Annotated in this window: 26 protein-coding genes; all 26 read left to right on the top strand. The window is 46.1% G+C overall.

The annotated features are described in order from the left end of the window. The first annotated feature begins 3 nt into the window (after positions 1-3). Positions 4-477 carry a chemotaxis protein CheW gene (gene cheW, locus Y79_RS0101480; protein WP_016936103.1) on the top strand — a complete coding sequence of 158 codons (474 nt, stop codon included), beginning with the start codon at positions 4-6 and terminating at the stop codon, positions 475-477. A gap of 15 nt (positions 478-492) precedes the next feature. Next, entirely contained in the window at positions 493-1,122 is a 630-nt protein-coding gene (gene cheC / locus Y79_RS0101475) for a CheY-P phosphatase CheC (protein ID WP_016936102.1), read from the top strand. Then, a complete protein-coding gene (gene cheD, locus Y79_RS0101470; protein ID WP_016936101.1) occupies positions 1,119-1,619 on the top strand; it encodes a chemoreceptor glutamine deamidase CheD in 501 nt (166 codons plus the stop codon). Before cheC ends, cheD begins: the two co-directional genes overlap by 4 nt. Before the next feature lie 26 nt (positions 1,620-1,645). Beyond that, complete coding sequence (sigD, locus tag Y79_RS0101465; protein ID WP_003154217.1) at positions 1,646-2,410, top strand: RNA polymerase sigma-28 factor SigD; 765 nt, start codon at positions 1,646-1,648, stop codon at positions 2,408-2,410. A 27-nt stretch (positions 2,411-2,437) separates the two neighbouring features. Next, positions 2,438-2,914, top strand: a complete 477-nt coding sequence (locus tag Y79_RS0101460) for a DUF6115 domain-containing protein (RefSeq protein ID WP_016936100.1) — start codon at positions 2,438-2,440, stop codon at positions 2,912-2,914. Between the two features lie 144 nt (positions 2,915-3,058). Beyond that, positions 3,059-3,799 (top strand): 30S ribosomal protein S2, encoded by a 741-nt coding sequence (rpsB, locus tag Y79_RS0101455; RefSeq protein ID WP_016936099.1) that lies wholly within the window; start codon positions 3,059-3,061, stop codon positions 3,797-3,799. Between the two features lie 99 nt (positions 3,800-3,898). Then, positions 3,899-4,780: a translation elongation factor Ts gene (gene tsf, locus Y79_RS0101450; RefSeq protein WP_003154214.1), complete on the top strand. Its 882-nt coding sequence runs from the start codon at positions 3,899-3,901 to the stop codon at positions 4,778-4,780. 145 nt (positions 4,781-4,925) lie between these two features. Further along, the gene (gene pyrH / locus Y79_RS0101445) at positions 4,926-5,648 is read left to right on the top strand and encodes a UMP kinase (RefSeq protein WP_016936098.1); all 723 of its coding nucleotides are present in this window, start codon (positions 4,926-4,928) and stop codon (positions 5,646-5,648) included. 2 nt (positions 5,649-5,650) lie between these two features. Next, the gene (frr, locus tag Y79_RS0101440) at positions 5,651-6,208 is read left to right on the top strand and encodes a ribosome recycling factor (RefSeq protein WP_016936097.1); all 558 of its coding nucleotides are present in this window, start codon (positions 5,651-5,653) and stop codon (positions 6,206-6,208) included. A 125-nt stretch (positions 6,209-6,333) separates the two neighbouring features. Beyond that, the gene (locus Y79_RS0101435) at positions 6,334-7,116 is read left to right on the top strand and encodes an isoprenyl transferase (protein ID WP_016936096.1); all 783 of its coding nucleotides are present in this window, start codon (positions 6,334-6,336) and stop codon (positions 7,114-7,116) included. Positions 7,117-7,119: 3 nt separating this feature from the next. Next, positions 7,120-7,917, top strand: coding sequence for a phosphatidate cytidylyltransferase (locus Y79_RS0101430; RefSeq protein ID WP_016936095.1), 798 nt, complete (start codon positions 7,120-7,122; stop codon positions 7,915-7,917). Positions 7,918-7,972: 55 nt separating this feature from the next. After that, a complete protein-coding gene (gene dxr / locus Y79_RS0101425; protein WP_029575203.1) occupies positions 7,973-9,124 on the top strand; it encodes a 1-deoxy-D-xylulose-5-phosphate reductoisomerase in 1,152 nt (383 codons plus the stop codon). Positions 9,125-9,130: 6 nt separating this feature from the next. After that, entirely contained in the window at positions 9,131-10,399 is a 1,269-nt protein-coding gene (rseP, locus tag Y79_RS0101420) for an RIP metalloprotease RseP (protein WP_155816698.1), read from the top strand. A 31-nt stretch (positions 10,400-10,430) separates the two neighbouring features. Further along, entirely contained in the window at positions 10,431-12,125 is a 1,695-nt protein-coding gene (proS, locus tag Y79_RS0101415) for a proline--tRNA ligase (RefSeq protein ID WP_016936092.1), read from the top strand. Between the two features lie 111 nt (positions 12,126-12,236). Continuing rightward, complete coding sequence (locus Y79_RS0101410; RefSeq protein ID WP_016936091.1) at positions 12,237-16,550, top strand: PolC-type DNA polymerase III; 4,314 nt, start codon at positions 12,237-12,239, stop codon at positions 16,548-16,550. A 240-nt stretch (positions 16,551-16,790) separates the two neighbouring features. Beyond that, positions 16,791-17,261 (top strand): ribosome maturation factor RimP, encoded by a 471-nt coding sequence (rimP, locus tag Y79_RS0101405; RefSeq protein ID WP_016936090.1) that lies wholly within the window; start codon positions 16,791-16,793, stop codon positions 17,259-17,261. A 39-nt stretch (positions 17,262-17,300) separates the two neighbouring features. Next, positions 17,301-18,422 (top strand): transcription termination factor NusA, encoded by a 1,122-nt coding sequence (gene nusA, locus Y79_RS0101400; RefSeq protein ID WP_016936089.1) that lies wholly within the window; start codon positions 17,301-17,303, stop codon positions 18,420-18,422. A 13-nt stretch (positions 18,423-18,435) separates the two neighbouring features. After that, entirely contained in the window at positions 18,436-18,711 is a 276-nt protein-coding gene (gene rulR / locus Y79_RS0101395) for a glucose-induced regulator RulR (protein WP_003154193.1), read from the top strand. A gap of 1 nt (position 18,712) precedes the next feature. Continuing rightward, positions 18,713-19,015 carry a YlxQ family RNA-binding protein gene (locus tag Y79_RS0101390; protein ID WP_003154192.1) on the top strand — a complete coding sequence of 101 codons (303 nt, stop codon included), beginning with the start codon at positions 18,713-18,715 and terminating at the stop codon, positions 19,013-19,015. Between the two features lie 19 nt (positions 19,016-19,034). Further along, positions 19,035-21,185, top strand: a complete 2,151-nt coding sequence (gene infB / locus Y79_RS0101385; RefSeq protein ID WP_016936088.1) for a translation initiation factor IF-2 — start codon at positions 19,035-19,037, stop codon at positions 21,183-21,185. Then, complete coding sequence (locus Y79_RS0101380) at positions 21,182-21,460, top strand: DUF503 domain-containing protein (protein ID WP_016936087.1); 279 nt, start codon at positions 21,182-21,184, stop codon at positions 21,458-21,460. Before infB ends, Y79_RS0101380 begins: the two co-directional genes overlap by 4 nt. Positions 21,461-21,476: 16 nt before the next feature. Beyond that, a complete protein-coding gene (gene rbfA / locus Y79_RS0101375) occupies positions 21,477-21,830 on the top strand; it encodes a 30S ribosome-binding factor RbfA (protein ID WP_003154185.1) in 354 nt (117 codons plus the stop codon). 83 nt (positions 21,831-21,913) lie between these two features. Continuing rightward, positions 21,914-22,843, top strand: a complete 930-nt coding sequence (truB, locus tag Y79_RS0101370; protein ID WP_016936086.1) for a tRNA pseudouridine(55) synthase TruB — start codon at positions 21,914-21,916, stop codon at positions 22,841-22,843. Positions 22,844-22,862: 19 nt separating this feature from the next. Continuing rightward, the gene (gene ribF / locus Y79_RS0101365; RefSeq protein ID WP_016936085.1) at positions 22,863-23,804 is read left to right on the top strand and encodes a bifunctional riboflavin kinase/FAD synthetase; all 942 of its coding nucleotides are present in this window, start codon (positions 22,863-22,865) and stop codon (positions 23,802-23,804) included. Positions 23,805-23,969: 165 nt separating this feature from the next. Continuing rightward, complete coding sequence (rpsO, locus tag Y79_RS0101360) at positions 23,970-24,239, top strand: 30S ribosomal protein S15 (protein ID WP_003154182.1); 270 nt, start codon at positions 23,970-23,972, stop codon at positions 24,237-24,239. 174 nt (positions 24,240-24,413) lie between these two features. Further along, positions 24,414-26,537 carry a polyribonucleotide nucleotidyltransferase gene (gene pnp, locus Y79_RS0101355; protein WP_016936084.1) on the top strand — a complete coding sequence of 708 codons (2,124 nt, stop codon included), beginning with the start codon at positions 24,414-24,416 and terminating at the stop codon, positions 26,535-26,537. Positions 26,538-26,548 lie beyond the last annotated feature (11 nt).

Raw genomic sequence — 26,548 nt, 5'->3', positions numbered from 1 at the left:
CTTATGACTGCTGAAATCAAAACAGGTGAAAAAATGATTGTGTTTATGATAAACGGGAAAGAATACGCTATCTCAGTTTCCCAAGTGAAATCAATTGAAAAGTGGCAAAAACCGACGAGAGTCCCGGGTGTGGAACCTTATATCCGCGGTGTTATCAATCTGCGCGGGGTGATTACGCCGGTTCTTGATTTAAGAAAACGTCTGAACCAGCCTGAACAGGACATCACAGAAGAGACGCGGATTATCATTATTTCTTACCGCGACGCCGATGTCGGGTGGGTTGTGGATGAGGCTAATGACGTCATCACCGTGCATGAAAATGAAATTGAATCCGCGCCTGAAAGCCAGACAAAGGAAGCGGATGTGTGGATTAAACAGATCGTCAAGCAAGATAACAGGCTCCTCAATATTATCGATGCGCATGCGGTGCTGGATAAAGGTGCTTCTGCATCTGCATCCGGAGAGCCGAATGCTTAAAGGGGATAAGACAACATGAGTAAGTTTGAAGCGATCAAAGAAGAGCAGATGGATATTTTGCGGGAAGTCGGAAATATCGGGGCGGGTCACTCAGCCTCTGCCATGGCTCAGCTGCTGAACAGAAAGATAGATATGGAAGTGCCGTTTGCGACCTTATTGACATTTGATGAGCTCGCTGATTTTTTCGGAGGTGCCGAAACGCCGGTCGCCAGTATCTTTTTAAGAATGGAAGGCGACATGACCGGTTCTATCTTTCTCATCATGCCTTTTGATCAAGCGGAACAGTTTATCAGAGAGCTGATCGGAAATCCGGATTTTGATATTGACCAGTTGGGTGAGGATCATTTGAGTTCTTCTGCTTTACATGAGTTCGGCAATATTTTAGCAGGTTCCTATTTAACGGCATTGGCTGATTTGACGAAGCTCGAGATTTATCCGAGTGTGCCGGAAATCTCACTGGATATGTTCGGTGCGGTTATCAGTGAAGGACTGATGGAGCTCAGCCAAGTCGGGGAACATGCCATTGTCGTGGATACTTCTATTTTTGACCAAGGCAGCCAGCAGGAGCTCAAAGCCCATATGTTTATGCTTCCGGACTATGATTCTTTTGAAAAGCTCTTCGTCTCATTGGGTGCGGCTTTATGAGCCGTGCGGAAGCCGCAGTTGTTAAAGTGGGGATTGCGGATGTTCAAATCGCGCGTTATCCGGATAAAATCCGGACTTCGGGACTCGGTTCATGCGTGGGACTGGTTTTATACGATAAAGACAAACAAACGGCGGGACTCGTTCACGTGATGCTGCCGGACTCCGGTTTATCGAAAACAGCGGAACTGAACCGCGCAAAATATGCAGACACCGCCGTAAAGACGACGATTGACATGCTTTTGAAAGCCGGATGCCGCAAGTTTGCCCTGAAGGCAAAGCTCGCAGGGGGAGCGGAGATGTTTAAGTTTAAAATGACAAACGATCTGATGAAAATCGGCCCAAGGAACGTAGCGGCCATTAAAGAACAGCTTTCATTGTATAACATTCCGGTCATCAGTGAAGATACCGGCGGCTCAAGCGGCCGGACGATTGAATTTGAGCCAAAGTCCTGCATGCTGCACATCCGAACTGTTAAACAAGGTGAAACAACGATTTAATTAAGGTATGAGGTAGGGGGATAACAATGCAATCCTTGAATTATGAAGATCAGGTGCTTTGGTCGCGCTGGAAAGAGTGGAAAGATCCTAAAGCCGGTGATGATTTAATGCGCCGTTACATGCCGCTGGTCACATATCATGTCGGCAGAATTTCCGTCGGACTGCCGAAGTCGGTGCATAAAGACGATCTAATGAGCCTTGGTATGCTTGGTTTATATGATGCCCTAGAAAAATTTGACCCCGGCCGGGATTTAAAATTTGATACCTATGCCTCGTTTAGAATTCGCGGTGCAATCATCGACGGGCTGCGTAAAGAAGATTGGCTGCCCAGAACTTCACGGGAGAAGACAAAAAAAGTCGAAGCGGCGATCGAAAAACTTGAACAGCGCTACCTTCGGAATGTGACGCCTTCAGAGATCGCAGAAGAACTGGGGATGACGGAGCAGGACGTAGTATCAACGATGAATGAAGGGTTTTTTGCCAATCTCTTATCAATTGATGAAAAGCTTCACGACCAGGATGACGGTGAGAATATTCAAGTCATGATCAGAGATGACAAAAATGTGCCGCCGGAAGAAAAAATCATGAAGGACGAGCTGATCGCCCAGCTTGCGGGCAAAATTCACGAGCTCTCTGAAAAAGAACAGCTTGTCGTCAGCTTATTTTATAAAGAAGAACTGACACTGACCGAAATCGGACAAGTCCTGAATCTTTCGACCTCCCGGATTTCGCAGATTCATTCAAAGGCGCTGTTTAAATTAAAGCATCTGCTTGAAAAAGTAATTCAATAATGAACTCATGGTTAGCGAGTGAAAAACATGTCAACACTATTATGGCTTTTGAGCTTTGTGCTTCACGGCATACTGCTTTATGCTGTCATTATTCTGTATACGAGGTTTTCAGCCCTCAAGGAGACGGAGCGTCAGCAGAAGAAGATTCTTGAAGAGACGGAAAACACCCTTGCTGCGTTTCTGCTTGAGTTAAAAGAAGAAAATGAAAGACTCGAAGATGCCAAAAACCGGGCTGATCAAGCGCCGGACGCAGAAGACACGGAATCCCGGCCCGTCAAACCGCAAAAAGAGCCTGATATTCCGGATCACATGGAAAAACTCATCAGTGCAACGGAACAGGCCGAAAGTGAGGAAAACAGCGGCACGCATTCGTTTGAAGAACGCGTTGCAGAATTATATGAACAGGGGCTCACTCCCGCGGAAATTGCCAAACGGATGAAGAGCGGTAAGACAGAAATCGAGCTGTTTTTAAAATTTCGCGGCAAAGCTGTAAAGGATTCTTGATTGTCGCATAAAGCTGTGTTATATTATGTCTTGGTGTTAAATACACACGCTTAACGATTTATGCAGAGGGTGCTGCAGGCGGCAGTTCTGTACAAAAATGACTTAAGCGGAGGAAAAAAAACCATTATATTAGGAGGAAATAACATGTCAGTCATTTCTATGAAGCAATTGCTTGAAGCTGGTGTTCACTTCGGTCACCAAACACGCCGTTGGAACCCAAAAATGAAGCGTTACATTTTCACGGAGCGTAACGGAATCTACATCATTGACCTTCAAAAAACAGTCAAAAAAGTAGAGGAAGCTTACAACTTCACTAAAAATCTTGCTGCTGAAGGCGGAAAAATCCTTTTCGTCGGAACAAAAAAACAAGCTCAAGATTCTGTTAAAGAAGAAGCTCAGCGCTCTGGCATGTACTTTGTCAACCAACGCTGGTTGGGCGGTACATTAACAAACTTTGAAACAATCCAAAAACGTATTAAACGTCTTAAAGACATTGAAAAAATGCAAGAAAACGGTACGTTTGAAGTACTTCCGAAAAAAGAAGTTGTTCAATTGAAAAAAGAATTAGAGCGTCTTGAAAAATTCCTCGGCGGAATTAAAGACATGAAGGATCTTCCTGATGCATTATTCATCATCGATCCTCGCAAAGAGCGCATCGCTGTTGCGGAAGCTCGCAAATTGAACATTCCTATCATCGGAATCGTAGATACAAACTGTGATCCTGATGAAATTGATGTCGTAATCCCTGCAAACGATGACGCAATCCGCGCTGTCAAACTTCTTACTTCTAAAATGGCAGATGCAATCTTAGAAGCGAAGCAAGGCGAAGAAGAAGCGGAAGCTGCTGAAGAGACTGCACCTGAAACAGAAACGACAACTGCGTAACCTAATCAAAAGGTGATAAGAGGGACTGCCTTTTATCACCTTTTTTCAAGAAAAATGTATCTATACATATCTTGTTTACACATATAAGGAGGAATTTAAATGGCTATTACTGCACAGCAGGTAAAAGAACTGCGTCAAAAAACAGGCGCTGGTATGATGGACTGCAAAAAAGCGTTGACTGAAACTGACGGAGATATGGACAAAGCAATCGACCTTCTGAGAGAAAAAGGAATTGCGAAAGCAGCTAAAAAAGCTGACCGTATCGCTGCTGAAGGTTCTACTCTTATTAAAACTGACGGCAACAAAGGCGTTATCTTAGAAGTAAACTCTGAAACTGACTTCGTTGCAAAAAACGAAGGCTTCAAAGAGCTTCTGAACACGCTTGCTGACCATCTTCTTGCAAACGCTCCTGCTGATCTTGAAGAAGCAATGGGACAAAAGATGGAAAACGGCTCTACTGTTGAAGAATACATCACAAGCAACGTTGCTAAAATCGGAGAGAAAATCACTCTTCGCCGTTTTGCTGTTCTTACAAAAGAAGACAGCGAAGCGTTCGGTGCTTACCTTCACATGGGCGGCCGCATCGGCGTATTATCTGTTCTTAGCGGAACAACTGACGAAGATCTTGCAAAAGACATCGCAATGCATGTTGCGGCGGTAAATCCTCGTTACATTTCACGCGACCAAGTGTCTGAAGAAGAAGCAAACCACGAGCGTCAGATCCTGACTCAGCAAGCTCTTCAAGAAGGCAAACCGGAAAACATCGTAGCTAAAATGGTTGAAGGCCGTCTGAACAAATTCTTCGAAGAAATTTGCTTATTAGACCAAGCTTTCGTTAAAAACCCAGACGAAAAAGTGAAACAAGTTGTGGCTGCGAAAAACGCATCTGTTAAAACTTACGTCCGCTACGAAGTTGGAGAAGGTATTGAAAAACGCCAAGAAAACTTTGCTGAAGAAGTTATGAACCAAGTGAAAAAATAATGGCGGAAAGCCTCGGCGAATCTTTCGCGGCTTTTCAGGCAGTATAGGGGACACTACTTGTGTTCCCTATTTTTAAAACTATATTTACAAACTTTTTTTTCTCTTGCATAATAGGAAACGGCAATGTTTACACTTGGAGGTTATTATGGAAAAACCAAAATACAATCGTATCGTTTTAAAGCTTAGCGGAGAAGCGTTGGCAGGAGAACAGGGAAACGGAATTAATCCGACTGTCATCCAATCCATAGCTAAACAGGTAAAAGAAATCGCTGAGCTTGACGTCGAAGTGGCCGTAGTCGTAGGCGGCGGCAACTTATGGCGCGGAAAAACAGGAAGTGACTTAGGAATGGACCGTGCGACTGCCGATTATATGGGCATGCTTGCCACTGTCATGAACTCACTTGCCCTGCAGGACAGTCTTGAAACTCTCGGAATCCAGTCCAGAGTGCAGACATCAATTGAAATGCGTCAGGTCGCTGAGCCTTACATCAGAAGAAAAGCCATCCGCCACCTGGAGAAAAAACGCGTTGTGATTTTTGCCGCGGGAACAGGAAACCCTTATTTCTCTACGGACACAACCGCAGCGCTGCGTGCCGCTGAAATCGAAGCGGATGTGATCTTAATGGCGAAAAATAATGTCGACGGTGTGTATAATGCTGATCCGAGAAAAGATGAGTCAGCCGTTAAATACGAACAATTATCTTATCTCGATGTGTTAAAAGACGGGCTGGAAGTCATGGATTCTACGGCTTCTTCACTATGTATGGATAATGATATTCCGCTGATCGTCTTTTCTATTATGGAAGAAGGAAATATTAAGCGTGCCGTAATCGGCGAATCAATCGGAACGATCGTAAGGGGGAAATAACGTTGTCAAACGAAGTATTAACACAAACAAAAGAACGCATGGAAAAAGCGGTTGCCGCTTATTCAAGGGAATTGGCGTCAGTCCGCGCGGGACGTGCCAACCCGTCTCTATTGGATAAAGTGACAGTAGAATACTACGGTGCCCAAACACCTTTAAACCAGCTGTCTTCCATCAATGTGCCTGAAGCGCGTATGCTTGTTGTCACACCGTATGACAAAACAGCAATCGGCGATATTGAAAAAGCGATCCTGAAAGCTGATCTTGGCGTAACTCCGACAAGTGACGGCACAATTATCCGCATCGCGATCCCGGCTCTGACGGAAGAAAGACGTAAAGAACTTGTCAAAGTCGTGAAAAAATATGCGGAAGAAGCGAAAGTAGCAGTCCGTAATGTCCGCCGTGACAGCAATGATGAACTCAAGAAGCTTGAGAAGAACGGAGACATTACAGAAGACGAGCTTCGTGCTTCCAGTGAAGACGTTCAAAAACTGACAGACGAATATGTGTCGAAAATTGACAGCGTCACAAAAGACAAAGAAAAAGAAATCATGGAAGTTTAATGAAAAACTATGTACAATAGATAATGTGAAAAGACCCTCTCATGTTTACAGGGGGTTTTTTTGTTAATACTGTTGATTACATTGATCATCAGCAATGCAACCTTTTTGGGTGACGGAGGAATCTCATGCTCAACATACTCAAAAATTGGAAGAATCAGCAGAATGCGGCTTCCAACTTAGAACGGTATACAAAAGAAGACATACTGAAGGGTGAAATTCCCGCACACATCGCCATTATTATGGACGGAAACGGGCGCTGGGCGAAGAAACGCTCACTTCCGCGGATTGCCGGACATCATGAAGGAATGAAAGTGGTAAAAAGGGTGACAAAGCTCGCAAATCAGCTCGGCGTCAAAGTTTTGACGCTTTATGCGTTTTCCACGGAGAACTGGAAGCGCCCGAAGATGGAAGTCGACTTTTTAATGAAGCTTCCGGAAGAGTTCCTGAATACGTACCTTCCTGAATTGATAGAGGAAAATGTACAGGTGAAAATTATCGGAGATGAATCTGCGCTCCCTTCTCATACGTACAGGGCGATTGAGAAGGCCGTAAAAGATACAGAACAAAATGACGGGCTGATTCTCAATTTCGCTTTGAACTACGGCGGGCGCACGGAAATCGTCAATGCGGCAAAAGCATTGGCCGAACAGGTGAAAAGCGGCACGCTGAATATCGAAGACATTGATGAAGCGCTCTTTTCCGGGCATTTAATGACGGAATCACTTCAGGATCCGGAGCTCCTTATCAGAACGAGCGGAGAAATCAGACTGAGCAATTTTATGCTTTGGCAGGTGGCTTACAGTGAATTTGTTTTTACAGATGTCCTGTGGCCCGATTTTAAAGAAGATCACTTTCTGCAGGCAGTGGGAGAATTTCAGCAGCGGGGCCGGAGGTTTGGCGGAATTTAGAGGATGGTGGAAATGAAACAAAGATTGTTAACGGGTGTTCTGGCAGCGGCACTATTTTTATTTTTGGTTATTTTCGGAGGATTGCCGTTCACCGTATTTGTTTACGTGATGGGAAGTATAGCGCTTTTTGAGCTTTTGCGGATGAAAAAGCTCAGATTTTTTTCTTTTCCGGGGCTGATCAGCCTCTTGCTGTTATGGCTGTATATGATGCCGGATGAGTATCATTTTTTTGACGCGAAAATGGAAGTGACGATTTTCGCCGTACTGATACTGCTCAGCTATACGGTGCTTGTGAAAAACACCTTTACGTTTGACGAAGTCGGGTTCATCGTCCTCGCGACGGTATATATCGGACTGTGTTTTCATTATTTTATTGAAATCAGAAACATTGAAACAAACGGGCTTTTGTATATCTTTTATGCCTGCGTTGTCATATGGTCAACAGACTCGGGCGCATATTTCGTCGGAAAGTCGCTCGGGAAGCGGAAGCTGTGGCCTGAAATCAGTCCCAACAAAACGGTGGAAGGGTTTCTTGGCGGTATTGCGATCGCTCTTATTTTTACGGCTGTTTTCCAGCTGTTTGCGCATCTTCCGATTTCATACCCGATTCTTTTGGTCATCACACTTGTTCTGTCTGTTTTCGGACAGATCGGGGATTTGGTTGAATCGGCGCTTAAGCGGCACTATGATGTGAAGGATTCGGGAAAAATCCTTCCCGGGCACGGCGGCATTTTAGATCGATTTGACAGCTTTTTGTTTGTCATGCCGTTCTTATACTTTCTGCTTGCGCTTTTTTCATGAGAAAGGCTAATATGAAAACAAGACCGATCTGGACGCATAGAATGGGAGTGGCATTTTGAAGAATATTTGTCTTTTAGGAGCAACAGGATCAATAGGAGAGCAGACGTTAGACGTATTGCGCATGCATCAAGATCAATTCCGTCTCGTCTCGATGACTTTCGGTAAAAATGCCGAGAAAGCGATACCGTTGATCAGAACGTTTCAGCCGAAATATGTAGCAGTCGGCGACATGGATACATATCAAAAAGTGAAAGAGGTGTCTTTTTCTCATGAATGTCAAATCGGCATCGGAGAAGAAGGCCTGATTGAAGCGGCAGTCATGGATGAAGTGGATATCGTGGTCAATGCGCTGCTCGGAAGCGTCGGTTTAATTCCGACTTTGAAAGCGATTGAACAGAAAAAAACAATTGCGCTTGCAAATAAGGAAACTCTCGTCACTGCCGGGCATATAGTGAAAGGACACGCAAAACAATACGGCGTTCCTCTTCTTCCGGTCGACAGCGAACATTCCGCTATTTTTCAGGCGCTGCAAGGCGAACAGAGCAAAAATATCGAGCGTCTGATCATTACCGCATCCGGCGGCAGTTTCAGAGATAAAACGCGGCAGGAGCTTGAGTCTGTAACGATTGCCGATGCCCTTAATCACCCGAACTGGTCGATGGGCGCAAAGATTACGATTGACTCGGCTACAATGATGAATAAAGGGCTTGAAGTCATTGAAGCGCATTGGCTGTTCGACATTCCGTATGAACAGATTGAAGTTGTTTTACATAAGGAGAGCATCATTCATTCGATGGTTGAATTTCACGACAGAAGCGTCATCGCCCAGCTCGGAAATCCGGACATGAGGGTGCCGATTCAATACGCGCTGACATATCCGGACCGGCTGCCTCTGCCTGAAACAAAAAGGCTTGAACTATGGGAGATCGGAAGCCTCCATTTTGCGAAAGCTGACTTTGAAAGGTTCCGGTGCTTACAATTTGCCTTTGAATCAGGTAAAATAGGGGGAACGATGCCGACGGTTTTAAATGCGGCTAATGAAGAAGCAGTTGCCGCTTTTCTTGGCGGGCGGATTTCGTTCTTAACGATTGAAGATCTGATTGAAAAAGCATTGAACCGCCACAGCGTAATTCAGGATCCGAGTCTTGCGGATATCCAAGAAGTGGACAAAGACACCCGGGGATACGTTAATTCAATACTCACATAAGGTGGTATGTTCGTGAATACAGTTATCGCGTTTATTATTATTTTCGGAACGCTCGTTTTCTTCCATGAGCTGGGGCATTTACTGCTCGCCCAAAGAGCGGGAATCCTTTGCCGTGAGTTTGCGATCGGCTTTGGGCCCAAAATCTTCTCATTTAAAAAGAATGAAACCGTGTATACGATCAGGCTCCTTCCGGTCGGCGGGTTCGTCCGCATGGCCGGTGAAGATCCGGAGATGATTGAAGTCAAACCGGGTTATACCGTCGGTCTTCTTTTTAATAAAGACGACGAAGTGGAAAAAGTCATCATTAATCAAAAGGAAAAATACCCCGACGCTTTAATTATCGAGGTAGAGACGGCTGATCTTGAGCACGAAATGAAGATTACCGGGTACGAGCAGGGGAAAGAAGATGAGCTGGCGGGCTTTACTGTCAGTCAGACCTCTTTTTTCATCGTAGACGGAGAAGAAGTGCAGATTGCGCCTTACAACCGTCAATTCGGGTCAAAACCCGTATGGCAGCGGATTAAGGCGATTGCTGCCGGTCCGATTATGAACTTCATCTTAGCGTATGTCATTCTCGTCATGCTTGGATTTATTCAGGGCGTGCCTTCGAATCAGCCTGAGCTCGGGAAGCTGACAGACAATGGACGTGCTGCGGCTGCCGGTTTACAAGAAGGCGACTATATCCAGAGCATTAACGGTGAAAAAATGCGGTCATGGACTGACATCGTGACAGCGGTAAAAGACAATCCCGGGAAAAAAATCGATGTCGCCGTCAAACGGGACGGCAAATCGTTTCATATCTCGGTTACCCCTGAAGCCGTAAAAGATGAAAACAAAAAAACAATCGGCCGCTTCGGCTCTTATGCGCCGACTGAAAAAGGCGCGTTCGCAGCGATCGCTTACGGCGCGACATCTACTGTTGATGTCACAAAGGCGATCCTGACCAACTTAAGCAAAATCGTGACAGGCCAGTTTAAGCTTGATATGCTTTCGGGTCCTGTGGGGATTTATGATATGACGGATCAGGTTGCAAAAACCGGCATCATCAATCTATTCCAGTTTGCGGCATTTTTAAGCATCAACCTTGGAATCGTCAACCTGCTGCCGATCCCGGCGCTTGACGGCGGACGGCTGCTGTTTTTATTCATTGAAGCAATCCGCGGTAAGCCGATTAACCGTGACAAGGAAGCATTTGTCGTATTTATCGGTGTAGCTTTCTTAATGCTTCTTATGCTGGTTGTCACATGGAACGATATCCAGCGTTTATTCTTATAATTGACTAGTAAAAAATCAGAGGTGCGAAGACATGAGACAAAGTTTGACGCTTATTCCGACCCTGAGAGAAGTGCCGGCTGATGCTGAAGCAAAAAGCCATAAGCTTCTGCTGAGAGCGGGATTTATCAGACAAAATACGAGCGGGGTTTACAGCTACATGCCCCTTGCTTACAGGGTCATTCAAAACATTCAGAAGATCGTGCGTGAAGAAATGGAAAAAATCAACGCGGTGGAAATGCTGATGCCGGCCCTTCAGCAGGCTGAAACATGGCAGGAATCAGGCAGATGGTATACGTACGGGCCTGAATTGATGCGTCTGAAAGACCGTCACGGCCGCGAATTTGCTTTAGGCGCGACGCATGAAGAAGTCATTACTTCTCTCGTGCGCGATGAGGTGAAATCTTATAAGCGTCTGCCGCTCACTCTTTACCAGATCCAGTCTAAATTCAGAGATGAGAAACGCCCGCGTTTCGGGTTATTGCGGGGACGCGAATTCATCATGAAAGATGCGTATTCTTTCCATGCCTCTGAAGAAAGTCTGGAGGAAACATACCAAAACATGTACGGCGCATACAGCAGCATTTTCGCACGGTGCGAATTAAACGTCCGTCCCGTTATCGCTGACTCAGGTGCAATGGGCGGAAAAGACACGCATGAATTTATGGCTCTTTCCGAAATAGGGGAAGACACCATCGCTTATTCCGATGAATCCTCTTACGCAGCGAACACGGAAATGGCCGAAGTTGTGATGAAAAGCGAGCCTTCCAATGAAAAACCCGAGGCGCTGGAGAAAATTGATACGCCGAATGTTAAAAGCATTGAAGAGCTGGCTTCTTTCCTTCAGATTGAACCGAGCGCCTGCATCAAATCCATGCTGTTTAAAGCGGATGACCGCTTTGTTCTCGTGTTAGTAAGGGGCGATCATGAGGTCAATGACGTAAAAGTGAAAAACCTTCTAAACGCGGAAGTGGTTGAGCTTGCGTCTCATGAAGAGGTAGCGGAGAAGCTTGGCACGGAGCCGGGATTTGCGGGGCCGATCGGCGCTGCCGGCGACATTGAGATTTATGCCGACCAGGCTGTGAAAGTCATGGTAAACGCCGTAAGCGGCGCGAATGAAAAAGACCGCCATTACAGAAACGTAAACATCGAACGCGATGCGTCTGTAAAAGCATATGCCGATCTTCGAATCATTCAGGAAGGCGATCCGTCACCTGACGGAAAAGGCAAGATCCGCTTCGCTGAAGGAATTGAGGTCGGACAAGTCTTTAAGCTCGGTACGCGTTACTCTGAAGCGATGAATGCGACATACCTTGATGAAAACGGGCGTGCGCAGCCGATGCTGATGGGATGTTACGGAATCGGCGTATCAAGAACGCTTTCAGCAATCGCCGAACAGCACCACGACGAAAAAGGCCTGATCTGGCCGAAAAGCGTTGCTCCGTATGATCTTCATATTTTGGCGCTGAATATGAAAAACGAAGCGCAAAAAGAGCTTGCCGAGCAGCTATACGGTAAACTCCAAGCCGAAGGTTATGAAGTGTTATACGATGACCGCGCTGAACGCGCAGGCGTGAAATTTGCTGACTCTGACCTGATCGGCCTTCCGATCCGCATCACTGTCGGTAAACGTGCAGATGAAGGCATCGTAGAAGTAAAAATCCGCAAAACCGGTGAATCTGCCGAAGTTTCAGTGGATGAGCTTTCTGAATTTATCAAGACGAAGTAATCACCATAACGAATCGTACAAAATCATGTTAAAATAGAGAAAAAAGAAGGTACCTCATCACCTGCGGAGGTACCTTCACTTATGATGTTTTAAGGGAGGGATACTGTCTGAATGGAACAGTTATCAGTAAACAGAAGACAGTTTCAGATTCTTCTTCAGCAGCTTAATATGACAGATGATACCTTCATGACATACTTTGAAGACGGAGAGATTGATAAACTGACAATCCATAAAGCAGAAAAGACCTGGCATTTTCAATTTCGCTTTAAGGCTCTTTTGCCGTATCAAATATATGACTCATTCATGATGAGATTAACACAATCGTTTGCTCACATCGCCCGGGTCACGTCGTCCATTCAAGTCATTGATCCTAGAGTGTCAGAGGAGCTTGTACAGGATTATTGGACACGCTGTATCGAAGAGCTTGAAGGAACCTCGCCGCCGATGGTGGCACTTTTGAATCAGCAGAAACCGCAGCTCAAGGGAAACAAGCTGATCGTGAAAACAAAAACAGATACAGAAGCATCGGCGCTCAAAAATAAATACAGCGCTCTGATTCAGCACAGCTATCGCCAATTCGGTTTTCCGGAACTGCAGCTGGATACCGAAACTTTCGTGTCTGACCAAGAAGTCCAGAAATTCCGCGAGCAAAAGCTTGCTGAAGATCAGGAGCGGGCGATGCAGGCGCTTATCGAAATGGAGAAGAAGGAAAAAGAGGGCGATGAGGATCAAGCGCCGTCCGGCCCGCTTGTCATCGGCTATCAAATTAAAGAGAACGAAGAAATCCGGACGCTTGACAGCATCATGGATGAAGAAAGAAGAATTACGGTGCAGGGCTATGTGTTTGATGCTGAAACACGCGAGCTGAAAAGCGGACGCACGCTCTGCATTTTCAAAATCACGGACTATACAAACAGTATTTTAGTAAAAATGTTTGCAAGAGAAAAAGAAGACGCCGCTTTGATGAAAACGCTGAAAAAAGGCATGTGGGTGAAGGCGCGGGGAAGCATTCAAAACGATACATTCGTCAGAGACCTCGTCATGATTGCAAATGACGTGAATGAAATAAAAGCCAAAACCCGTGAAGACACCGCTCCTGAAGGCGAAAAACGGGTTGAGCTTCATCTGCATTCTCCGATGAGCCAAATGGACGCTGTAACGGGCATCGGAAAGCTTGTCGAACAGGCGAAAAAATGGGGACATGAAGCGATTGCCTTAACTGATCATGCCGTCGTGCAGTCCTTCCCGGATGCCTATTCCGCCGCGAAAAAACACGGCATTAAAATGATTTACGGAATGGAAGCCAACATCGTAGATGACGGCGTTCCGATCGCATACAATCCCGCTCACCGTCTCCTGGAAGAAGACACATACGTCGTCTTTGACGTTGAAACGACAGGTCTGTCCGCAGTGTATGACACGATCATTGAGCTGGCCGCAGTCAAAATAAGAGGCGGAGAAATCATTGATAAATTTGAAGCGTTCGCCAATCCGCATCATCCGCTGTCAGCAACGACGATAGAGCTTACCGGGATTACGGATGACATGGTCCGCGACGCTCCCGATGTCGTTGACGTCGTCCGGGATTTTAAAGAGTGGATCGGCGATGATGTGCTTGTGGCTCATAACGCCAGCTTTGATATGGGATTTTTAAATGTAGCGTACAAGCGCCTTCTGAAAACGGAAAAAGCGAAAAATCCGGTCATTGATACGCTGGAACTCGCGCGTTTCCTGTATCCTGAATTTAAAAATCACCGCTTAAATACGTTATGTAAAAAGTTTGATATTGAATTAACCCAGCATCACCGTGCGGTCTTTGACGCTGAAGCAACGGGCTACCTGCTGTTGAAAATGCTCAAAGACGCGGCTGAAAAAGATATTTTTTATCATGATCAGCTGAATGAGAATATGGGACAATCCAATGCTTACCAAAGATCGAGACCTTATCACGCAACATTGCTTGCCGTAAATGAGACCGGCCTGAAAAATCTGTTTAAGCTCGTGTCGATTTCTCATATTCAATATTTCTACAGAGTGCCGCGCATTCCGAGGTCACAGCTTAATAAATACAGAGAAGGCCTGTTAATCGGCTCTGCCTGTGACAGGGGAGAGGTTTTTGAAGGCATGATGCAAAAATCACCTGAAGAGGTTGAAGATATCGCATCCTTCTATGACTACCTTGAAGTGCAGCCGCCGGAAGTATACAGACACCTGCTGCAGCTTGAGCTCGTCCGGGATGAAAAAGCGCTGAAAGAAATCATCGCCAACATTACGAAGCTCGGGGAAAAATTGAATAAGCCGGTCGTTGCCACTGGAAATGTCCACTATCTAAACGATGAGGATAAAATTTACCGGAAGATCTTAATTTCTTCCCAAGGCGGCGCCAACCCGTTAAACAGGCACGAACTGCCAAAGGTGCACTTCAGAACGACAGATGAAATGCTGGAGGCTTTCTCTTTTCTGGGTGCGGAAAAAGCGAAAGAAATCGTAGTTCACAATACGCAGAAAGTCGCTTCGATGATCGAAGAGATCAAGCCGATTAAAGACGATCTGTATACGCCGAAAATTGAGGGTGCTGATGAAGAAATCCGTGAAATGAGCTATCAGCGCGCGAGAAGCATTTACGGTGAGGAGCTTCCCGAAATTGTTGAAGCGAGAATAGAAAAAGAATTAAAAAGCATCATCGGCCACGGATTCGCCGTTATTTATCTCATTTCACATAAGCTTGTCAAACGGTCTTTGGACGACGGCTATCTCGTCGGCTCCCGTGGGTCCGTCGGTTCATCACTTGTGGCGACCTTAACGGAAATTACTGAAGTGAACCCGCTTGCTCCGCATTATGTGTGCGCGAGCTGCCGGTATTCCGAATTCTTTAATGACGGATCAGTCGGTTCCGGTTTTGACCTTCCGGATAAAAGCTGCCCGTCTTGCGGCACTCCTTTGAAAAAGGACGGACATGATATTCCGTTTGAAACGTTCTTAGGCTTTAAAGGTGACAAAGTACCCGATATCGACTTGAACTTCTCAGGTGAGTATCAGCCGCATGCCCATAACTACACGAAAGTGCTGTTCGGGGAAGATAATGTTTATCGCGCGGGAACGATCGGCACCGTTGCGGAAAAGACGGCTTACGGATATGTGAAAGGCTATGCGGGCGACCACAACCTTCATATGCGCGGCGCGGAGATCGACCGCCTTGTACAGGGCTGCACCGGCGTTAAGAGAACGACCGGTCAGCACCCGGGGGGCATTATCGTTGTGCCGGATTACATGGATATTTACGATTTTTCACCGATTCAATTCCCTGCTGATGCGACGGGGTCTGAATGGAAAACGACTCACTTTGACTTCCACTCCATTCATGACAACCTGCTGAAGCTTGATATATTGGGACACGATGATCCGACAGTCATCCGGATGCTTCAGGATTTAAGCGGAATTGATCCGAAGACGATTCCGACAGATGATCCGGAAGTCATGAAGATTTTCCAAGGCACAGAATCGCTCGGCGTCACTGAAGAACAGATCGGCTGTAAAACGGGGACGCTCGGCATTCCTGAATTCGGGACGCGATTTGTGCGGCAGATGCTTGAGGATACGAAGCCGACGACGTTCTCTGAGCTTGTCCAGATTTCCGGGCTTTCCCACGGAACGGACGTATGGCTCGGCAATGCACAGGAACTGATACACAACAATACGTGTGAACTGAGCGAAGTAATCGGCTGCCGCGATGACATTATGGTTTACTTGATTTATCAGGGCCTTGAGCCTTCACTGGCATTTAAGATCATGGAATTTGTCCGTAAAGGCAAAGGCCTGACGCCGGAATGGGAAGAAGAAATGAAAAAGAACAATGTGCCGAACTGGTATATTGATTCATGCAAAAAAATCAAATACATGTTCCCGAAAGCCCACGCCGCTGCATACGTGCTGATGGCGGTGCGGATTGCATACTTTAAAGTGCATCACGCGCTTTTATATTATGCTGCGTATTTTACCGTGCGCGCAGATGACTTTGACATTGATACGATGATTAAAGGCTCGACTGCCATCAGAGCGGTGATGGATGATATCAGCTCTAAAGGGCTTGATGCTTCGCCGAAGGAAAAAAACCTCCTGACCGTGTTAGAGCTTGCGCTTGAAATGTGTGAACGCGGCTATTCTTTCCAGAAGGTCGATCTATACCGTTCAAGCGCTTCGGAATTTATCATTGACGGCAACAGTCTGATTCCGCCGTTCAACTCGATTCCGGGGCTTGGAACCAATGCCGCTCTCAATATTGTAAAAGCGCGGGAAGAAGGAGAGTTCCTTTCAAAAGAGGACCTTCAAAAACGCGGAAAAGTGTCAAAAACCATTTTAGAGTATTTAGACCGCCACGGCTGTCTGGAGTCGCTCCCGGATCAAAATCAGCTGTCTCTGTTTTAAGCTTTGAGGACAGCCGTCTGAGCGGAGTTTGATTTGCATTAAATATATGGTTATGGTATAGTTTTATTGGAAATGCTAACGATTACCGAGGCAAAGAGTGGGGAAACCCGCTCTTTTGTATTGAACAGGCAATTTTGCCTCGACATGTCCATCGTTTTCTCAAAGCCCCTGCTCTTTAGAAGCAGGGTTTTTATGCAGAGGAACGGCTGATATGATATCGACAGCACAAGGAGGAAAAACATGAGCAAAAAAGTGACTGATACCGTTCAAGGAATGGCTCAGCCCATACTGGATGACCTTCAGCTTGAACTCGTAGACATTGAATTTGTCAAAGAGGGTCAAAACTGGTTCCTTCGCGTGTTTATTGATTCCGATAACGGTGTTGATATTGAGGAGTGCGCCAAAGTCAGCGAAGCGTTAAGCGAAAAGCTGGATGAGGCCGATCCGATCACTCAGAACTACTTTCTTGAAGTATCTTCTCCTGGAGCCGAGCGTCCATTAAAGAAAAAAGCCGACTTCGAAAAATCACTGGGCAAAAATGTGTACATGAAAACGTACGAACCGATTGATGGTTTAAAAGTGTTTGAAGGCAAATTGGCTGAATTTGATGGACAAACTGCTACAATAGAGATGACAATTAAAACAAGAAAGAAACGGGTCAATATTCCGTATGAAAAAATAGCTAACGCAAGATTAGCTGTAACATTTTAATCAATGAAGTATTAGTGTTTAAGGGGGGAGACCGCTAACATGAGCAGTGAACTATTAGATGCCCTCACGATTCTTGAAAAAGAAAAAGGCATCAGTAAAGACATTATCATCGAAGCAATTGAAGCTGCCTTAATTTCTGCGTATAAGCGAAATTTTAACCAGGCGCAAAACGTACGGGTCGATCTGAACCGTGAAACGGGCACCATCCGCGTGTTCGCAAGAAAAGATGTCGTAGACGAGGTATACGATTCAAGGCTTGAAATCTCGCTTGACGACGCCCAACACATCCATCCGAACTACCTTGTCGGAGATGTCGTTGAAATAGAAGTAACGCCGAAAGACTTCGGCCGCATTGCCGCGCAGACGGCGAAACAAGTTGTGACGCAGCGTGTCCGTGAAGCTGAGCGCGGCGTGATTTACTCGGAATTTATCGATCGTGAAGAAGACATCATGACGGGAATTGTACAGCGCTTAGACAGCAAGTTTATTTACGTGTCTCTCGGCAAGATTGAAGCGCTGCTGCCCGTTAACGAACAAATGCCGAATGAGAGCTATAAACCTCACGATCGGATTAAAGTATTTATCACAAAAGTCGAAAAAACGACAAAAGGGCCGCAGATCTACGTATCAAGAACGCATCCCGGTCTTTTGAAGCGTCTTTTTGAAATCGAAGTGCCGGAAATTTATGACGGAACGGTCGAGCTGAAATCCGTTGCCAGAGAAGCGGGCGACCGCTCCAAAATCTCTGTCCGCACTGATGATGCTGACGTTGATCCCGTCGGTTCATGCGTCGGGCCTAAAGGCCAGCGCGTGCAGGCGATCGTCAATGAACTGAAAGGCGAAAAAATTGATATCGTCAACTGGTCTGATGATCCGGTTGAATTTGTTGCCAATGCGCTCAGCCCATCTAAAGTGCTGGATGTCATCGTCAACGAAGAAGAAAAAGCCACGACTGTCGTTGTTCCTGATTACCAGCTTTCTCTGGCGATCGGAAAAAGAGGGCAAAACGCCCGCTTAGCTGCGAAACTGACAGGCTGGAAAATTGATATCAAAAGTGAAACGGATGCAAGAGAACTTGGCATCTTTCCGAGAGAGCATGAAGAAGATGACGATTTAGAGCCGCTCTTTATGGAGCCTGAAACAGCAGAATCGGATGAATAAGAGGTGACTTTAGGTGAATAAGCGAAAAAAAATTCCTCTGCGTAAATGTGTGGTAACGGGGGAAATGAAGCCTAAAAAGGAACTGATCCGAATTGTCCGTTCAAAAGAAGGAGAGATTTCAGTCGATCCGACAGGCAAGAAGAACGGGCGGGGTGCCTATATCACCCTGGAGAAAGAATGCATCTTAGCTGCGAAAAAGAAAAACACATTGCAAAATCAATTTCAATCACAAATCGATGACCAGATTTTCGAAGAATTGCTGGAACTGGCGGAAAAGGTGAAAAAATAACATGTCTGGAATGGAATGGTTTCCCTTGCTGGGTCTGGCCAATCGAGCTCGTAAGGTCGTGTCGGGCGAGGACTTGGTTATAAAAGAAATTAGAAATGCGCGTGCAAAACTTGTTCTGCTGACAGAAGATGCATCTGCGAATACTGCAAAAAAAGTATCCGATAAATGCAATTATTATAAAGTACCTTATAAAAAAGTCGAAAGCCGCGCGGATCTCGGCCGCTCTATCGGCAAGGAATCACGTGTCGTTGTCGCCGTCACTGACCAAGGTTTTGCGAATAAGCTGATCAGCTTGCTCGATTAATATTTTTGGGGGTGAACGAATGGCTAAAATGAGAGTATACGAATATGCAAAAGCCATCAATGTTTCAAGTAAGGAAATTTTGACTGCGCTGAAAAACATGGATATAGTAGTAAATAACCATATGGCAACGCTTGAAGAAAAGACCATTAAGCAGCTTGATGCGAAATTTAAAAAAGGCGGCGCCGGCGTTAAATCTCAAAAGCCTGCGGAAACGAACAAAAACAAGCAGCCGCAAGGGGTTAATCAGCAGCCTGCTGGGAATCAACCAAACAAAATTCGAGACGGAAAGAAGAATGACGTGCAGAATAATCAATTTAACAAAAACAAGAAGAACAACAACAACAAAAACAAAAACAAACGCAATCATAACAACAAAAATCAGTATCAGCAAAAACCGCTGAAGCCGAAAAAAGAGCTTCCTGAGAAAATTACGTTTTCCGGCTCTTTAACAGTCGGAGCTTTAGCCGAGGAACTGGGCAAAGAGCCGTCTGAACTCATTAAAAAACTGATGCTTCTGGGCGTAATGGCTACGATTAACCAGGAGCTTGACAAAGACACAATCGAACTGATCGCATCTGAATACGGTGTGGAAACAGAAGAAGTGATTGTGCTTGAAGAAACTGAGCTTGAAAAGTATGAAGAGGCTGACAAAGAAGAAGATCTTCAAATCCGTCCGCCTGTCGTGACAATCATGGGCCACGTTGACCACGGGAAAACGACCCTTCTTGACAGCATCAGAAAAACAAAGGTTGTTGAAGGAGAAGCGGGCGGAATCACCCAGCATATCGGGGCTTACCAGATCGAAGAAAACGGCAAAAAAATCACGTTCTTAGATACACCGGGACACGCGGCGTTCACAACGATGCGCGCGCGCGGAGCGGAAGTAACCGATATTACCATTTTAGTCGTAGCGGCTGATGACGGCGTTATGCCGCAAACAGTCGAAGCCATCAACCATGCGAAAGCGGCTGAGGTTCCGATTATCGTTGCCGTGAATAAAGTGGATAAAGAGAGCGCGAACCCTGACCGTGTCATGCAGGAGCTGACTGAATACGGACTCGTCCCTGAAGCATGGGGAGGAGAAACGATTTTCGTTCCTCTGTCCGCGCTTACAGGCAAGGGAATTGATGAGCTTGTCGAAATGATTCTGCTTGTCAGTGAAGTGGAAGAGCTGAAAGCCAATCCGAACCGTCAGGCAAAAGGAACGGTTATTGAAGCTGAGCTCGATAAAGGAAGAGGATCTGTCGCGACACTTCTCGTTCAAACGGGAACATTGCATGTCGGAGATCCGATCGTTGTCGGAAACACATTCGGCCGCGTGCGGGCCATGGTCAATGATCTCGGCCGCCGCGTGAAAACGGCCGGACCGTCCACACCTGTAGAGATCACGGGGTTAAACGACGTACCGCAGGCTGGCGATCAATTCCTCGTCTTTAAAGACGAAAAAACAGCCCGTTCTGTCGGTGAAGCGCGCGCTTCCAAACAATTGGACGAACAGCGCAGCGACAAAGCGAAGCTGAGCCTCGATGATCTGTTTGAACAAATTAAACAAGGTGATGTCAAAGACATCAACTTAATCGTAAAAGCGGACGTTCAAGGTTCTGCAGAAGCGTTAACGGCCGCTCTTCAAAAAATTGAAGTAGAAGGCGTAAAAGTGAAAATCATTCACACAGGCGTCGGTGCGATTACGGAATCAGACATCATTCTCGCATCTGCTTCAAATGCAATCGTTATCGGGTTTAATGTGCGCCCAGACGGAAATGCTAAGAGCACGGCTGAAGCAGAAAATGTAGATATCCGCCTTCACCGTATCATTTACAAAGTCATCGAAGAAATTGAAGCGGCGATGAAAGGAATGCTTGATCCTGAATACGAAGAAAAAGTCATCGGCCAGGTTGAAGTGCGCCAAACATTCAAAGTGTCGAAAATCGGCACGATTGCCGGCGGATATGTAACAGACGGCCATATTACACGTGACAGCGGACTCCGCTTGATCCGTGACGGCGTCGTTATCTTCGAAGGCGAAGTAGACGTTCTGAAACGCTTCAAAGATGATGTGAAAGAAGTTTCACAAGGATATGAATGTGGTATTACAATTAAGAAATACAATGACATTCGCGAAGGTGATATCCTTGAAGCGTATGTCATGCAGGAAATCGAAAGAAAGTGATCGGATTTGCGGAATGTGAATGCATCATTTACGATGCGGGATCATTAAAGGAGAAACGGGCCGTTCTGAAGCGGATTATAACGAGGGTCCGGAATAAGTTCAACGTGTCGGCCGCAGAAATCGGCTATCAGGACACTTGGCAGAGGACCAGCTTCGGAATCGCCGTCGTCTCCTCCTCTCACGTTCAGGCGGAAAAGGAGATTCAGCGCGTACTCGCGTTTATTGACTCCTTTCCCGAAATAGAACGGACGATCACTAGAACAGAGTGGTTTTAACTTAGAGGTGATTGAATTGAGTATGAGAGCAAACCGTGTCGGCGAACAGATGAAAAAAGAGCTCGGAGATATTATCAGCCGAAAGCTTAAAGATCCGAGAATCGGATTTCTGACTGTAACAGACGTACGTGTTTCAGGTGATTTGCAAATAGCGAAGGTGTATATCTCCGTTCTCGGCGGAGAGAAAAAGAAAGAGGAGGCGCTGAAAGGGCTTGAGAAAGCGAAGGGATTTATCCGTTCTGAAATCGGCAGCCGAATCAGACTCCGCAAAACGCCAGAGCTTGAATTTGAATTTGATGAATCAATTGAATACGGCAACCGTATTGAAACACTGATTCACGAACTGCATTCAGATAAACCGTCTGAATAACGGGAAAAGAGGATGGGCGTTGTCGTCTGTCCTCTTTTCTGCGTTTTACAGGGATACAATGATAACAAAGGAGCGAAAGACAGATGGTTAACGGAGTTCTCCTTTTACATAAACCGGTCGGCATGACTTCTCACGGCTGTGTAATGAAAATAAGAAAACTGTTAAAAACAAAGAAAGTCGGGCATACGGGAACGCTTGATCCGGAAGTGTCAGGCGTACTGCCGATCTGTGTCGGACGGGCCACAAAGATTGTTGAGTACGTCACCGACAAATCAAAAACGTACGATGCTGAGATCACTCTCGGTTTCTCCACATCGACTGAAGACCAGACGGGGGAAACCGTCAGCGTAAAACCTGTCAAGGAGCCGATAAAAGAAGCGGATATCAAAGCCGTTTTAGACGAACTGAAGGGGCCGCAGGAACAAGTGCCGCCGATGTATTCCGCGGTCAAGATCAACGGGAAAAAGCTCTATGAATACGCCAGAGCGGGTATTGAAGTGGAACGGCCGAAGCGGAATATCACGATTGAGGATATCGCGCTTACTTCACCTGTCACTTATAAGGATGATTCAGCGTCATTCCGTTTCACAGTTACGTGCTCAAAAGGCACTTACGTCAGAACATTGGCGGTGACAATCGGTGAAAAGCTTGGCTATCCCGCTCATATGTCCCACCTCATCCGCACCGCTTCCGGCGATTTCAGCCTGGATGAGTGTTTTACGTTTGAGGAGCTTGAGCAGCAGGTTTCAGCCGGCACGGTTGCAGAGCATGCGGTGCCTATCGAAAGAGCGCTCAATCATTTGCCGAAATGGGTCATAAGTGATACATTAGCTAAGAAAGCTGAAAACGGGTCAGTGTTTGACATACCGGCGGAATTTTCTGCAATGACAGCTGACGCCCGTATAGCTGTCTGTACCGAAGCCGGAGAATGTGTGGCCATTTATATGCCGCACCCTTCAAAACATGGACTGCTGAAACCGGCTAAAGTGCTGATGCAAAAAAGCGAACAATAAGAAAAAAGGTGACCGTTCTGTGAAGACGATACATATTTCTCATCCGCATCATTTACAAAAAGAAGAGCAGCCGGCGTCTGTCATGGCCCTCGGCTACTTTGACGGCGTTCATTTGGGACACCGGAAAGTAATCGGAACAGCCAGACAAATTGCCGAAGAAAAAAACCTGTCGCTTGCCGTCATGACGTTTCATCCGCACCCCTCCCATGTTCTGGGCAGAGACAAAGAGCCAAAGGATCTGATTACGCCGCTTGAAGATAAAATCAGCCAGATCAGCCGTTTAGGCGCTGATGTGCTGTATATCGTAAAGTTTGATGAATCGTTTGCGGCTCTTTCTCCAAAACAGTTTGCCGAGGAGTATATTTTAGGATTGAACGCCCGGCACGCGGTGGGAGGCTTTGATTTTACGTACGGAAAATACGGAAAAGGCACGATGGCTACGCTGCCGGACGATTTAGACGGCAAGGCCGAATGCACGACTGTTGAAAAACAGACCGAGCAGGACAGAAAGATCAGCTCAACTTATATCCGGTCAGCGCTGCAGGATGGCGACGTGGAGCTGGCACACACGCTCCTCGGCCAGCCGTATTTTATCAGGGGCACTGTGATCCACGGAGACAAAAGAGGCCGCACCATCGGCTTTCCGACGGCGAATATCGGTCTGCACAACAGTTATATCGTGCCGCCGACAGGCGTGTATGCCGTGAAGGCCGAAATAAAAGGCAGGGTGTATGAAGGCGTCTGCAATATCGGCTACAAACCGACCTTTTATGAAAAGCGTCCCGATCAGCCGTCAATTGAAGTTCATTTATTTGATTTTCAACAGGATGTATACGGAGAAGACGTTAAAATCGAGTGGTATAAACGCATCCGGAGCGAACGGAAGTTTAACGGCATCGACGAACTGACGGCTCAGATTGAGAAAGACAAACAAGAAGCGATCCGTTTTTTCAGCAAATAACGGAAAAAACATCAAAAGTACACAAATTTTATTCTAAAAGATTTGCATATGGGCGCGATTTTTAGTATCATATGTTTCGTAGTCTTAAAACCATTGCTTGGCAATCCGAAGTCACCGACGGTTGCTAGGTAACTGGGGCTAATTATAATATGGAGGTGAAACAGGATGGCAATTACTCAAGAGCGTAAAAATCAACTCATCAGTGAGTTCAAAACACACGAATCTGATACTGGATCTCCAGAAGTTCAGATCGCTATCCTAACAGACTCAATTAACAACTTGAACGAGCATTTGCGTACTCATAAGAAAGATCACCACTCACGTCGCGGTCTTCTTAAAATGGTAGGTAAACGTCGTAATCTTCTTACGTATCTGCGTAATAAAGACGTAACTCGTTACCGTGAGTTAATTAACAAACTAGGCTTACGTCGATAATCGTAAAAAGCGGGAGGATTCCCGCTTTTTTATCGTATTAAAGCGAAAAAAATAATAATAAAAAAACAATGAAATCCTTTTACATACTACTTTGACATTGATATGTTCAATTCATTTCGTTCATAATAGGAGTAATTGATTATTTCACACATTAAGAGAGGAGCTCGTAATCGAATGGGACAAGAGAAACATGTCTTTACCATAGATTGGGCCGGCAGACAGCTTACAGTAGAAACCGGCCAGCTTGCCAAACAGGCAAACGGCGCTGTTATGGTCCGCTACGGCGATACCGCAGTGCTCAGCACAGCAACCGCATCAAAAGAACCGAAACCGCTAGATTTTTTCCCGCTTACCGTTAATTATGAAGAAAGATTATACGCAGTCGGTAAAATTCCGGGCGGCTTTATTAAAAGAGAAGGCCGTCCGAGTGAAAAGGCCGTTTTAGCCAGCCGTCTGATTGACCGCCCGATCCGCCCGCTTTTCGCAGACGGATTCCGTAACGAAGTACAGGTCATCAGCATTGTCATGAGTGTCGATCAAAACTGCTCATCTGAAATGGCTGCAATGTTCGGTTCATCACTCGCTCTTTGCGTTTCCGATATTCCGTTTGAAGGCCCGATTGCGGGTGTGACGGTAGGCCGCATTGACGGGGAGTTCATCATCAATCCGACGGTTGACCAGCTTGAAAAAAGTGATATTAACCTTATCGTTGCAGGCACAAAAGACGCCATCAACATGGTGGAAGCGGGAGCGGATGAAGTTCCTGAGGAAATCATGCTTGAAGCGATTATGTTCGGCCACGAAGAAATTAAGCGCCTGATCGCTTTCCAAGAAGAAATTGTTGCGGCAGTCGGCAAAGAAAAAACGGAAATCGCACTGTATGAAATTGATGCAGAGCTCAGCGAGAAAGTGAAAAGTCTTGCGGAGCCGGATCTGCTCAGCGCCATTCAAGTTCATGAAAAGCATGCGCGCGAAGATGCGATCAGTAAAGTGAAAGATGCAGTCGTCGCGAAATTTGAAGAAGAAGAGCACGATGAAGATACGATCAAAAAAGTGAAACAGACACTGTCTAAACTTGTGAAAAACGAAGTGCGCCGTTTGATCACAGAAGAAAAAGTCCGTCCTGACGGCCGCGGCGTCGATCAAATCCGCCCGCTTTCTTCAGAAGTCGGCCTTCTGCCGAGAACGCATGGCTCAGGGCTGTTTACGAGAGGACAGACCCAGGCGCTCAGCGTATGTACATTAGGCGCTCTTGGCGACGTTCAGATTCTTGACGGTTTAGGCGTGGAAGAATCAAAACGGTTTATGCATCATTATAACTTCCCGCAATTCAGCGTAGGGGAGACAGGCCCGATGCGCGGACCGGGACGCCGTGAGATCGGTCACGGGGCTCTTGGAGAGCGTGCGCTTGAGCCGGTCATTCCGAATGAAAAAGACTTCCCGTATACGGTTCGCCTCGTATCCGAAGTGCTTGAATCAAACGGTTCCACTTCACAGGCCAGCATTTGCGCGAGCACGCTAGCCATGATGGACGCCGGTGTTCCGATTAAAGCGCCTGTTGCAGGTATCGCGATGGGACTTGTGAAATCAGGCGAGTACTACACAGTATTAACGGATATTCAAGGAATGGAAGATGCCCTCGGTGACATGGACTTTAAAGTAGCCGGTACGGAAAAAGGCGTAACAGCGCTGCAAATGGACATTAAAATCGAAGGCCTTTCAAGAGAAATCCTTGAAGAAGCGCTTCAGCAGGCGAAAAAAGGAAGAATGGAAATCCTGAACAGCATGCTCAGCACGCTTGGTGAATCAAGAAAAGAACTTTCTCAATATGCACCGAAAATTTTAACGATGACAATCAATCCGGATAAAATCCGTGACGTTATCGGGCCGAGCGGCAAACAAATCAACAAAATCATTGAAGATACCGGTGTTAAAATTGACATTGAGCAAGACGGCACCATCTTTATTTCTTCTACTGATGAAAGCAGCAACCAAAAAGCGAAAAAAATCATCGAAGATCTTGTCAGAGAAGTCGAAGTCGGCCAGCTTTACCTCGGTAAAGTCAAACGGATTGAGAAATTCGGCGCTTTCGTTGAAATCTTCAGCGGAAAAGACGGTCTCGTTCACATCTCTGAACTTGCGCTCGAACGGGTCGGCAAGGTTGAGGATGTTGTGAAAATCGGTGACGAAATCCTTGTGAAGGTAACGGAAATTGATAAACAGGGACGTGTCAACCTGTCGCGTAAAGCAGTGCTGCGCGAAGAGAAAGAAAAAGAGCAGGAACAACAACAATCTTAAATGAAAACCTA

The sequence above is a fragment of the Bacillus siamensis KCTC 13613 genome, from assembly GCF_000262045.1.
Classification (GTDB): Bacteria; Bacillota; Bacilli; order Bacillales; family Bacillaceae; genus Bacillus; species Bacillus siamensis.
This window is presented reverse-complemented; position numbering and strand designations above follow the sequence as displayed.

Excerpts from the sequence above, each read along its gene's own strand:
- cheW (WP_016936103.1), top strand. The coding sequence starts at position 4 with ATGACTGCTGAAATCAAAACAGGTGAAAAAATGATTGTGTTTATGATA.
- cheC (WP_016936102.1), top strand. The coding sequence starts at position 493 with ATGAGTAAGTTTGAAGCGATCAAAGAAGAGCAGATGGATATTTTGCGG.
- cheD (WP_016936101.1), top strand. The coding sequence starts at position 1,119 with ATGAGCCGTGCGGAAGCCGCAGTTGTTAAAGTGGGGATTGCGGATGTT.
- sigD (WP_003154217.1), top strand. The coding sequence starts at position 1,646 with ATGCAATCCTTGAATTATGAAGATCAGGTGCTTTGGTCGCGCTGGAAA.
- Y79_RS0101460 (WP_016936100.1), top strand. The coding sequence starts at position 2,438 with ATGTCAACACTATTATGGCTTTTGAGCTTTGTGCTTCACGGCATACTG.
- rpsB (WP_016936099.1), top strand. The coding sequence starts at position 3,059 with ATGTCAGTCATTTCTATGAAGCAATTGCTTGAAGCTGGTGTTCACTTC.
- tsf (WP_003154214.1), top strand. The coding sequence starts at position 3,899 with ATGGCTATTACTGCACAGCAGGTAAAAGAACTGCGTCAAAAAACAGGC.
- pyrH (WP_016936098.1), top strand. The coding sequence starts at position 4,926 with ATGGAAAAACCAAAATACAATCGTATCGTTTTAAAGCTTAGCGGAGAA.
- Y79_RS0101435 (WP_016936096.1), top strand. The coding sequence starts at position 6,334 with ATGCTCAACATACTCAAAAATTGGAAGAATCAGCAGAATGCGGCTTCC.
- Y79_RS0101430 (WP_016936095.1), top strand. The coding sequence starts at position 7,120 with ATGGTGGAAATGAAACAAAGATTGTTAACGGGTGTTCTGGCAGCGGCA.
- rseP (WP_155816698.1), top strand. The coding sequence starts at position 9,131 with ATGTTCGTGAATACAGTTATCGCGTTTATTATTATTTTCGGAACGCTC.
- proS (WP_016936092.1), top strand. The coding sequence starts at position 10,431 with ATGAGACAAAGTTTGACGCTTATTCCGACCCTGAGAGAAGTGCCGGCT.
- Y79_RS0101410 (WP_016936091.1), top strand. The coding sequence starts at position 12,237 with ATGGAACAGTTATCAGTAAACAGAAGACAGTTTCAGATTCTTCTTCAG.
- rimP (WP_016936090.1), top strand. The coding sequence starts at position 16,791 with ATGAGCAAAAAAGTGACTGATACCGTTCAAGGAATGGCTCAGCCCATA.
- nusA (WP_016936089.1), top strand. The coding sequence starts at position 17,301 with ATGAGCAGTGAACTATTAGATGCCCTCACGATTCTTGAAAAAGAAAAA.
- Y79_RS0101390 (WP_003154192.1), top strand. The coding sequence starts at position 18,713 with ATGTCTGGAATGGAATGGTTTCCCTTGCTGGGTCTGGCCAATCGAGCT.
- infB (WP_016936088.1), top strand. The coding sequence starts at position 19,035 with ATGGCTAAAATGAGAGTATACGAATATGCAAAAGCCATCAATGTTTCA.
- truB (WP_016936086.1), top strand. The coding sequence starts at position 21,914 with ATGGTTAACGGAGTTCTCCTTTTACATAAACCGGTCGGCATGACTTCT.
- rpsO (WP_003154182.1), top strand. The coding sequence starts at position 23,970 with ATGGCAATTACTCAAGAGCGTAAAAATCAACTCATCAGTGAGTTCAAA.
- pnp (WP_016936084.1), top strand. The coding sequence starts at position 24,414 with ATGGGACAAGAGAAACATGTCTTTACCATAGATTGGGCCGGCAGACAG.